This is a genomic window from Falsiroseomonas sp. (assembly GCF_051859025.1).
GTDB lineage: Bacteria > Pseudomonadota > Alphaproteobacteria > Acetobacterales > Acetobacteraceae > Falsiroseomonas.
This window is the reverse complement of the sequence record NZ_JBHYGL010000020.1, coordinates 47,258-57,496: the sequence shown is the minus strand read 5'-3', so window position 1 is coordinate 57,496 and position 10,239 is coordinate 47,258. Positions and strand designations below refer to the sequence as shown.

General features: G+C 69.5%; 10 protein-coding genes and 1 tRNA gene. 9 read left to right on the top strand and 2 right to left on the bottom strand.

Annotated features, from left to right (window positions below; translation table 11 throughout):
- Both ACTIE5_RS17610 and ACTIE5_RS17605 read left to right on the top strand, forming a co-directional pair.
- The coding region (locus ACTIE5_RS17610) for a sigma-70 family RNA polymerase sigma factor (RefSeq protein ID WP_439551014.1) at window positions 1-608 on the top strand (608 nt) is incomplete at its 5' end.
- A gap of 1 nt (window position 609) precedes the next feature.
- Window positions 610-1,191, top strand: a complete 582-nt coding sequence (locus ACTIE5_RS17605) for a GNAT family N-acetyltransferase (protein WP_439551013.1) — start codon at window positions 610-612, stop codon at window positions 1,189-1,191.
- A 51-nt stretch (window positions 1,192-1,242) separates the two neighbouring features.
- Here ACTIE5_RS17605 and ACTIE5_RS17600 read toward each other — a convergent pair whose 3' ends face one another.
- Window positions 1,243-3,375: a sodium-translocating pyrophosphatase gene (locus tag ACTIE5_RS17600; protein ID WP_439551015.1), complete on the bottom strand. Its 2,133-nt coding sequence runs from the start codon at window positions 3,373-3,375 to the stop codon at window positions 1,243-1,245.
- Between the two features lie 240 nt (window positions 3,376-3,615).
- Window positions 3,616-4,152: an inorganic diphosphatase gene (ppa, locus tag ACTIE5_RS17595; RefSeq protein WP_439551012.1), complete on the bottom strand. Its 537-nt coding sequence runs from the start codon at window positions 4,150-4,152 to the stop codon at window positions 3,616-3,618.
- Window positions 4,153-4,307: 155 nt separating this feature from the next.
- Between ppa and ACTIE5_RS17590 the strand changes: the two genes are divergently transcribed.
- From ACTIE5_RS17590 to ACTIE5_RS17560, 7 genes are all read left to right on the top strand, one after another.
- Window positions 4,308-5,525: an E22 family MetX-like putative esterase gene (locus tag ACTIE5_RS17590; RefSeq protein ID WP_439551011.1), complete on the top strand. Its 1,218-nt coding sequence runs from the start codon at window positions 4,308-4,310 to the stop codon at window positions 5,523-5,525.
- Window positions 5,526-5,658: 133 nt separating this feature from the next.
- Window positions 5,659-6,714, top strand: a complete 1,056-nt coding sequence (locus ACTIE5_RS17585; protein WP_439551010.1) for an extracellular solute-binding protein — start codon at window positions 5,659-5,661, stop codon at window positions 6,712-6,714.
- Window positions 6,715-6,739: 25 nt separating this feature from the next.
- Window positions 6,740-7,792: an ABC transporter ATP-binding protein gene (locus ACTIE5_RS17580; protein ID WP_439551009.1), complete on the top strand. Its 1,053-nt coding sequence runs from the start codon at window positions 6,740-6,742 to the stop codon at window positions 7,790-7,792.
- Complete coding sequence (locus tag ACTIE5_RS17575) at window positions 7,789-8,616, top strand: ABC transporter permease (RefSeq protein WP_439551008.1); 828 nt, start codon at window positions 7,789-7,791, stop codon at window positions 8,614-8,616. Before ACTIE5_RS17580 ends, ACTIE5_RS17575 begins: the two co-directional genes overlap by 4 nt.
- A complete protein-coding gene (locus ACTIE5_RS17570; RefSeq protein WP_439551007.1) occupies window positions 8,613-9,401 on the top strand; it encodes an ABC transporter permease in 789 nt (262 codons plus the stop codon). The genes ACTIE5_RS17575 and ACTIE5_RS17570 overlap by 4 nt, the downstream gene beginning before the upstream one ends.
- Before the next feature lie 5 nt (window positions 9,402-9,406).
- Complete coding sequence (locus tag ACTIE5_RS17565; RefSeq protein WP_439551006.1) at window positions 9,407-10,072, top strand: RraA family protein; 666 nt, start codon at window positions 9,407-9,409, stop codon at window positions 10,070-10,072.
- Between the two features lie 33 nt (window positions 10,073-10,105).
- Window positions 10,106-10,178, top strand: a tRNA-Ile gene (locus tag ACTIE5_RS17560).
- Window positions 10,179-10,239 lie beyond the last annotated feature (61 nt).

Sequence of the window (10,239 nt, the reverse complement as noted above, 5' to 3'; positions counted from 1 at the left end):
TGATGAAGGCGGTCGATAAGTTCGAATACCGCCGCGGCTACAAGTTCAGCACCTATGCGACCTGGTGGATCCGGCAGGCCATCACGCGCAGCATCGCCGACCAGGCGCGGACCATCCGCATCCCGGTCCATATGATCGAGACGATCAACAAGCTGGTCCGCACGTCCCGGCAAATGCTGCACGAGATCGGCCGGGAGCCAACGCCGGAGGAGCTGGCCGAGAAACTCGGCATGCCACTCGAGAAAGTCCGGAAGGTTCTCAAGATCGCGAAGGAGCCGATCAGCCTCGAGACGCCGATCGGCGACGAGGAGGACAGCCACCTCGGCGATTTCATCGAGGACAAGAACGCCATCATCCCGCTGGATGCCGCGATCCAGTCCAACCTCCGCGAAGCCACGACCCGCGTGCTGTCGTCGCTGACGCCGCGCGAGGAACGCGTGCTGCGCATGCGCTTCGGCATCGGCATGAACACCGACCACACGCTGGAGGAAGTGGGCCAGCAGTTCAACGTGACGCGCGAACGCATCCGGCAGATCGAGGCGAAGGCGCTGCGCAAGCTGAAGCACCCCAGCCGCAGCCGCAAGCTGCGCAGCTTCCTGGACAATTGAGGTGGCGACCATCGCCGTGGCCCGGGAACCGGTCCAGCGCATCGCGGTGGATGTCACCTTCCTGCGGATGGACAGCCCGCCGGATGATGCGCCCCCGCCGCTGCCGCGGGGCAGCGTGGTGCAGCGCGTGGCGCAATGCTCCGTGCCCTTCTACCGCTATCTCTACGACACGGTCGGGCGCGACTATGTCTGGTGGCTGCGCCGCACCGTGCCGGACAGCGAGATCGCGTCCCTGCTGGCGCGGCCGGAGATCAGCATCCATGTGCTGTATCACGGCGGCGAACCCGCAGGTTTCTATGAACTGGAACGCCGCAGCGACCACGGCATCAACCTGGCCTATTTCGGCCTGATGCCGCATGCCATCGGCCATGGCGCCGGCCGCGCGCTGTTGCGCCACGCGGTGGACGAGGCCTGGGGCGACCACGCCCGCGCGCTGACGGTCAATACCTGCAGCGCCGACCATCCCCGCGCCCTGCCCAACTACCAGGCCGCCGGCTTCCGATTGATCCGCACGGTAAGGGAGGTCTGGCCGGTGCCGCTGCGGCTTGGGCTTTCGATCCCGGAACGCTTGAAGCTCTCATGACAAAGGCCGGCGGATCGCTCCGCCGGCCTTCCTCGTTTCAGCGATGCTGGCTCAGCTATGCGCCAGGATCGCCAGCAGCAGCAGCGCCACGATGTTCGTGATCTTGATCATCGGGTTCACCGCGGGGCCGGAGGTATCCTTGTAGGGATCGCCCACGGTGTCGCCGGTCACGGCGGCCTTATGGGCCTCGCTGCCCTTGCCGCCGTAATGGCCTTCCTCGATGTACTTCTTCGCGTTGTCCCAGGCGCCGCCGCCCGTGGTCATGCTGACCGCGACAAAGAAGCCCGTGACGATGACGCCGAGCAGCATCGCACCCAGCGCCGAGAACGCCGCCGCCTTCCCGCCGATCAGCAGGATCACGACGAAGACGACGATCGGGCTGAGCACCGGGAGCAGGGAGGGGATGATCATCTCCCGGATCGCGGCCTTGGTGAGCATGTCGACGGCGCGGCCGTAATCCGGCTTCTCCGCCCCCGTCATGATGCCCGGATGTTCGCGGAACTGCCGGCGCACTTCCTCCACCACCGCGGTCGCGGCGCGGCCGACGGCGGTCATCGACATGCCGCCGAACAGGTAGGGCAGCAGCCCACCGAACAGCAGGCCGACCACGACATAGGGGTCCGACAGGCTGAAGGTCATCGCCCCGATCCCCGCGAAGTAGGGATAGGTCTGCGGATTGGCGATGAAGTAGTTCAGATCCTGCGTATAGGCCGCGAAGAGCACCAGCGCGCCAAGGCCCGCGGAGCCGATCGCATAGCCCTTCGTCACCGCCTTGGTCGTGTTGCCCACGGCATCCAGCGCATCGGTGGAGACCCGGACCTCCTTCGGCAGCCCCGCCATTTCCGCGATGCCGCCGGCATTGTCCGTGACGGGGCCGAAGGCATCGAGCGCCACGACCATGCCCGCCAGGGCCAGCATCGTCGTCGTCGCGATGGCGATGCCGTAGAGGCCCGCCAGACCATAGGAGGAAAGCACGCCCGCGATGATGATCAGCGCCGGCAGGGCCGTGCTTTCCATCGACACGGCGAGCCCGCGGATCACATTGGTGCCGTGGCCGGTCTGGCTGGCTTCCGCGATGGACCGCACGGGGCGGAAATCCGTGCCCGTGTAGTATTCCGTCACCACCACGATCGCCGCCGTCACCGCCAGGCCCACGGCCCCGCAGAGGAACAGGCTGAAGGCGCCGAAGGTGACGCCGCCCGCCGTCACCGTGCCCGTGCCGAAGGCGATGTAGCAGAGCGGCAGCAGCACGATGAGCGAGAGCACGCCGGTGACGATGAAGCCCCGGTACATCGCGCCCATGATGTTGTTGTTCGCCGGCAGCTTCACGAAGTAGGTGCCGATGATGGAGGTGACGACGCAGACCGCGCCGATCGCCAGCGGGAAGATCATTGCCGCGATGCGGCCTTCCGCGCTGAAGGAGATCGCGGCCAGCACCATGGTGGCGACCATCGTCACCGCATAGGTCTCGAACAGATCGGCCGCCATGCCGGCGCAGTCGCCGACATTGTCGCCCACATTATCCGCGATGGTGGCGGGGTTGCGGGGGTCATCCTCGGGAATGCCGGCTTCCACCTTGCCGACCATGTCGCCGCCGACATCCGCGCCCTTGGTGAAGATGCCGCCGCCGAGGCGCGCGAAGATGGAGATGAGGGAGGCGCCGAAGCCCAGCGCCACCAGCGCATCAATGACCACGCGCGAATTGGCGGCCAGGCCGCCGATCGGCACCAGGATCATGAAGTAGACGGCGACCCCCAGCAGGGCGAGCCCCGCCACCAGCATCCCCGTGATGGCGCCCGACTTGAACGCGACATCGAGGCCGGAGGCGAGGGACTGCGTCGCGGCCTGCGCCGTGCGGACATTGGCCCGCACCGATACGTTCATGCCGATGAAGCCCGCGGCCCCGGACAGCACCGCGCCGATCAGGAAGCCGATGCCCACGGCGAAGGCGTGCCCGCCGAAGCCGAAGGCCGCCAGGATGACAAAGAACAGCACCACGCCGACGATTCCGATGGTGGTGTATTGGCGCCGCAGATAGGCGGATGCGCCTTCGCTGATCGCCGCCGCGATCTCCTGCATCCGCGCATTGCCGGCATCCCGGCTGAGGACATCCTTCGCCGTCACCACGCTGTAGGCGATGGCCAACCCGCCCAGCGCGATGATCAGCAACAACGATAGCGTCATCAAGGCAGCCTCTCCCCCTCTGCTTCCCGGTTATCCGGGTTTGCTGGATCGCCTGGCCGTGGGCCGGGGCGGGGGCGCGGGCGCCTTTGCCTTGGCCCGGAAGCCGGGCTGGGGAAAGCTTGCCGGGGGCGCAGGGCCGTGGCAACGCCGCATGGTTGCCGCGCGACAGAAAAAGTCGCGCGGGCCGGTCACGCTGTCATGCAGGTGGGGAAAGGCCGCCCCCGAAGGGGCGGAAGCGCCCTATTCCTTGGAATCGTTCTTGTAGGCCGCCATGGACTTCAGGATGATCTCCGCCGCCTCGCTGGCGGGGCCCCAGCCGCGGACCTTCACCCACTTGTCGGACTCCAGGTCCTTGTAGGTGGCGAAGAAGTGCTCGATCGTCGCGCGCGTGATCTGCGGCAGTTCCTCGGCGCTGGTGATGCCGGAGAACATCGGGTGCACCTTGTCGTGGGGCACGCAGACCAGCTTTTCATCCGAACCGGCCTCGTCCTCCATGTGCAGCACGCCGATCGGGCGGGCGCGGATGACGCAGCCCGGGACCACGGGGGCGGGGGTCAGCACCAGGACGTCGGCGGGGTCGCCATCATCGGCCAGCGTGCCGGGGATGAAGCCGTAGGCGGCCGGATAGGCCATGGGCGTGAAAAGGAAGCGGTCCACGACCACCGCGCCGCTCTCCTTGTCCAGCTCATACTTCACCTGGCTGCCCTGGGGGATCTCCACCACCACATTGACGTCATGCGGCGGGGCCTTGCCGGTCGGGATCTTGGCCAGGTTCATGGGGCTTGGACCTCTGGAAGCGGTTGCTGCGCCTGCTTGTAGCGCATGGGCCCTTTCCGCGGTAGCGGACCCTTGCGCCTTCCGCGGTAGCGGACGCTTGCGCCACATGGCGGGGCGGGATCACCATGCCCGCAACCCTGGGGAGGGACCGATCCATGAAACGCCGCCTTCTATTCGCCGCCACCCTGGCGCTGGCCGCCCTGTCGCAGGCGCCCGCCATCGCCCAGGGCCCTGCGGCCACCCCTGCGGCCACCCCGGCGCCAGCGACGGAAATCGTGGAGAAGAAGGTCTTCGAGACCACGGGCTACGTGACCCGCGGTGGCGCCACGATCCCCACCATCCGCATCGGCTACCAGACCGCGGGCACGCTGAACGCGGCCGGCGACAATGCCGTGATCGTCACGCATTTCTTCTCCGGCAACAGCCACGCCTTCGGCCGCTACGCGGAAGGCCAGCCCGCCGGCTACTGGGACGCCATCATCGGCCCGGGCCGCGCGATCGACACCAACCGCTACTTCGTCATCTCCTCCGACACGCTCGTGAACCTCAATGTCCGGGATGGCCGCACGGTCACGACCGGCCCGGTCTCGGTGAACCCGGCCACGGGCCGGCCCTGGGCGCTGGAATTCCCCGTCATCGCCATGCGCGACTTCATCGAGGTGCAGAAGCGCCTGCTGGACAGCCTGGGCGTCCGGCGGCTCGCGCTGGTGACCGGTGCTTCCATGGGTGCGCTGCAGGCCATCGAATGGGCCGCTGCCTATCCGCAGATGATCGACCGCGTGATGCCGGTGATCGGCAGTTCCGAATTCGATCCCTGGGCCATCGCCTGGCTCGACATCTGGGAAAGCCCCATCCGGCTCGACCCCAATTTCAACAATGGCGACTACTACGCGCAAGGCCGCGAACCGCCCACGCGTGGCCTGGCGGAGGCGCTGAAGATCGTCACGGTCCAGGCGCAGGACCGCCCGGCGCTCGCCCGTTTCGGCCGCCGCGCGGCGGAAGGCCAGGACCCGCTGCGCCGCATCGGCGACCGGTTCGAGGTGGAGCGTTTCCTGGACGAGGCCGCGATGGCCCGCGCCCGGGTCTCGGACGCCAACCACTTCCTCTACCTCGTCCGCGCCAACCAGCTGTTCCTGCATGAATACGCCAGCAGCGAGGCCGCGCTGTCCCGCAGCCAGGCGCGCTGGTTCGTCGTGGCCAGCCCGACCGACCGCGTCTTCATGCTGGACTACAACACGGAGATGGTGGCGACGCTCCGCCGCCTCGGCCGCCCCGTGGACTTCGCGGAGGTGACGGGCCCGCTCGGCCACCTCAACGGCGTCGTCGGCATGGCGCCGCTGGCCGACCGCATCCGGGCCTTCCTGGCCAATTGATATCCCGCCAGGCGGAAGGGTGGCGCCGGGCACGCGCCCGCCTTTCCGCTGGATGGCCGGGAAGCCTTGGCTCTTGGCAGGGGGCGCGCTTCGGGGCGATGCTGCCGGCGATAACCCTGCCGGGAGCCCCCTGATGCGCATCCTCGCCTACGCCGCCGCGGCCTTCCTCGCCGCCGCGCCCGCTGACGCCCAGACTGGCGGGGCACAGACGGGCGGGCGCGTCACGCTCCAGGCCTATGCCGGCATCTTCAAGGACAACTACACCCAGACGGTTCTGGCGCCCTTCGCCGCCCGCAGCGGCACGGCGGTGCAGTATCATGAGGGCGGCACCAGCGCGCAGATGCTCGGCACGCTGCGCGCCCAGCGCGCCGATCCGCAGATCGACCTGGTCATCATGGATGTGACGACCGCCGCCATCGCCTGCGCGGAGGGCCTGGTGGAGCGCATCGACGCCACCACCCTGCCGGTGATCGCGGAACTGGACGACCAGGCGCGCGCATCCGGCGGCGCCTGCGGCCCGGCCGTCACCTATGACCACCTCGTCATGGTCTATGACACGCGCGCCGTGACCCCGGCGCCGACCCGCTGGGCGGCGATGTGGGACCCCGCGCATCGCGGCCGCATCGCGCTGTCCGCGCCGCCGAACATCCAGGGCCTGGCGATGACGGCCATCCTGGCCCATGCCAATGGCGGGTCGTGGCAGAACCTCAACGCCGCCATGCCGCGGCTGCGTGAAATCGCGCCGGCGGTGCAGACCTTCGATCCCAACCCCGATGGCTACACGCTGATCCTGAACGACCAGGTCCGCTTCGCCACCGGCTGGAACGCCCGCGCGCAGCTGTATCGGGACCAGTCCCAGGGCCGCATCGGGGTGGTGCTGCCGGAGGAAGGGACCGTCTTCCAGATCAACACCATCAACATCGTCGCCAACAGCAAGAACCGCGCCCAGGCCCTCGCCCTCGCGGCCCATGCGCTGTCCGCCGATGCGCAGAAGGCGTTCACGGAACGCATGTTCTACGGCCCGACCAACACCCGCGCCCAGGTCGCACCGGAAGCCATGGCCCGCACGGCCCTGGCGCCGGAATTCCGCAACCGCGTCATCCCGCTGGACTGGACGGAGATGGTGCGCCTGCGCGATGGCTGGAACCAGCGCTGGCGGCGGGAAGTGATCTCGGCCTCGGGGCGCTGACGGCTTCGTCGCGGCGCATCGTCGCGTGAGCCATCTCAGGCTGGAGGCGCTGACGCGCCGCTTCCCCGGCGCGGCGCATCCGGCGGTGGATGGCGTCTCCCTCGAACTCGGGCAGGGGGCGCTGCTGGCGCTGCTCGGCCCATCGGGCTGCGGCAAGACCACCACGCTGCGCATGATCGCGGGGCTGGAGGTGCCGGATGCCGGCCGCATCCGTGTCGCGGGGCGGGACGTCACCGCCCTGCCGCCGCACAAGCGGAACATGGGCGTGGTGTTCCAATCCTACGCGCTGTTCCCCCACATGACCGCTGCGCAGAACGTCGCCTTCGGGCTGGAGATGCGGGGCCACCCCCGCGCCGATCGCGCGCCGCGGGTGGCGGAAGCCCTGTCCCTCGTCGGCCTCGGCGCGCTTGCCGCCCGCAAGCCGCGGCAGCTGTCCGGCGGGCAGCAGCAGCGCGTTGCGCTGGCCCGCGCGCTCGCCCCGCGCCCGGACCTGCTGCTGCTGGACGAACCGCTCAGCGCCCTTGATGCCAAGCTGCGGGAGGAGGTGCGTGACGAGATCCGGTCGCTCCAGCAGCGCCTCGGCACCACGGCCGTCTTCGTGACGCATGACCAGACGGAGGCGCTGGCCATGGCGGACCTTGTCGCCGTGATGAATGAAGGCCGGATCGAGCAGTTGGCCACGCCGGAGGCAATCTTCGAGCGTCCCGCCACGCGCTTCGTCGCCACCTTCGTCGGCCGCGCCGCGCGCCTGCCCGCGGTGGTCGAACAGCCAGGCCTGCTGCGCGTCGGCGATGCCGAACTTCGCGCCGCGGAGACGCCGGCCACCGGTGCCGCGGAAATCTTCATCCGCCCCCATCACGTCCGCCCGCTGCGCGATGGCGAGATGGCGGAGAACATCCTGCCCGCCACGCTGTCCCGCCGCACCTATACGGGCGATTTGGTGACGCTGGATTGCGCCACCCCCGCCGGTCGCCTCATCGCGGACCTGCCCGGTGGATCGCCGGGCGCCGATCTGCGCGTGGGGGATTCGATCCGCCTCGGCTTCCGCGCCGCCGATGTCCGGGTCTTCGCGGCGTGATCGGGCTGCTGCTCTGCCTGCCGGCGGCGCTGGTGCTGGGGGTGGGCTTCGTCTGGCCCGTGGCGCTGCTGGCCCGCATCAGCCTCAACCGCACCACCGATATGGGCGCGATGGAGGAGGCACTCAGCTTCGAGACCATGGCGAAGCTGGTGGAGGATGACTTCACCTGGGAACTGGCCTGGAACACCGCGACGCTCTCCGCCACCTGTGGCGCCATCGCGGTGGCGCTGGCGCTGCCTGTCGCGCTGCTGATCCGCAGCGCGCCGCCGCAATGGCGGGGGCTGCTGTCCTTGATGGCGGTGGCGCCGCTGCTGGTTTCCTCCACCGCGCGCGTCGTGGGGTGGATGGCGATCCTGGGCGACCGGGGCATGATCAACGCGATGCTGGCCTTCGCCGGCCTGTCCGATGATCCCGTCCGCCTCATCAACAACTGGACCGGCGTGCGCATCGGGCTGACGGAAAGCCTGATGCCCTATGCCTGCCTGGTGCTGATCGCGGGGCTCGGACGGCTGGATTCGCGGCTGGAGGAAGCGGCGGCGACGCTGGGCGCGACACGGACGAAGACGTTCCTCCGCGTGACCCTGCCGCTCGCGGCCCCCGCGTTGGCGGCGGCCTTCCTGCTCGTCTTCGTGCTCGGCGTTTCCGCCTTCGTCACGCCGCGGCTGATGGGGGGCGGGCGCGTCTTCGTCGTCGCGACCGAGATCTTCGACCTGGCGCTGGAAACCGTGGACTGGCCCGCGGCGGCGGCCATGGCGATGCTGCTGCTGGGGTCGCTGGCGCTCGCCATGGCGCTGCGCGCCGTGGTGGCGCGGGTGGCGCGATGAAGCCGGGCTGGGTGCTGCGTATCGCGGCGATCTGCGGCTATGCGCTGCTGCTGGCGCCGGCGGTGCTGGTCTGCGCCATCTCCTTCTCCGCCGGCGATTTCCTGACCTTTCCGCCGCCCGGCCTGTCATTGCGCTGGTACGGGGCGCTGGTCTCCAACGCCGAACTCATGGCGGCCTTGCGCAATTCCGCCGTGCTGGCCGCCATTGTCGCGGTGATCGCCCTGCTGGCCGGCGGGCCGGCCGCCTATGCCATCGCCCGCCTCGAATTCCCGGGGCGCGGCGCCATGGCGGCCTTCCTCGCTGCGCCGCTGCTGCTGCCGACGCTGGTCTTGGGCCTCGCGCTGCTGCTGGCGCTGCAACCCGTGAAGCTGGCCGCCACCTGGCCCGGCCTGGTGCTGGCCCATGCCATGGTCGCCATCCCCTTCGCCGTCCGCATCATGACCACCGCCTTCGGCGCCGTGCCGAAGGACCTGGAGGAAGCGGCCTGGACACTCGGCGCCACGCCCTTCCAGGCGGCGCTCCGCATCACCCTGCCGCTTGCCGCCCCCGGCGCCATCGCCGCCGGGGCGCTGTGCTTCCTGGTGTCCTTCGACGAGACGGTCATCAGCCTGTTCCTGGTCGGCCCCCGCCTCTCGACCCTGCCGGTCGAGATGTTCCGCTATGCCGAGAACCGGACCGATCCCCTCGTCGCCGCCCTGGCGATGACGCTGATCGTCGTCGCCCTTGCCGTTGTCCTGCTGGTGGAACGCCTGGTCGGCTTCACCCGCGCCGTTGGAAGGAACTGAGCCCCATGGCCCGCTACGTCGTCGAACCCATGCCCAACCCGATCAGCGCGGAAATCGTGGCCCTGCTGGAGCAGACGGAGACCGCGACCGTCGGCCATTGGCGCCACTGGGGTTTCTGCGACCGGAAGATCCAGGGCCTGCTGCGCCGCCGCGTCGCCGGCACCGCCGTCACCGTCCAGATCCCCGGGCCCGACTCGACCATTCTGCACCACGCGCTCGGCCTGCTGCGGCCGGGGGACATCCTGGTGGTGGACCGCCTGGGCGATGACCGCCACGCCTGCTGGGGCGGCGGCGTGACGGTCGCCGCCAAGGCCGCCGGCGCCAAGGCCGGCATCGTGGACGGCGCCTGCACGGATATCGAGGAAGTGGAGGCCAGCGATTTTCCCCTGTGGTGCCGTGGCCTGGCGCCGATCACGACGCGCATCTACGACCTCGGCGGGCGGATGAACGTGCCGGTTTCGATCGGTGGCGTTGTCGTCATGCCGGGCGATGCGATCCTGGCCGATGAATCCGGCGTCCTGGTCCTGCCACCCGGGGAAGCCGAGGCCGAGGCCCGCGCCGCCATCGCCCGCCAGGAACGCGGCCTTACCGTCCAGGCCCGCTGCGCGGCGGGGGAGAAGCTCGGCGATATCAGCGGCGCCACGGCCAAGGTGCTCGCCGGGCTTGCATGAAGCCGCGGCGCTTGCCATGCAGGCGCGGGCTTTGGGCCTGTAGCTCAACGGTTAGAGCGGGCCGCTCATAACGGCTTGGTTGGGGGTTCGAGTCCCTCCGGGCCCATTTCCCGCGGCCGCGTAGCGGCGCGGGGCACTGCCCCGCGAGCGGGAAATCCGCCGGAGGC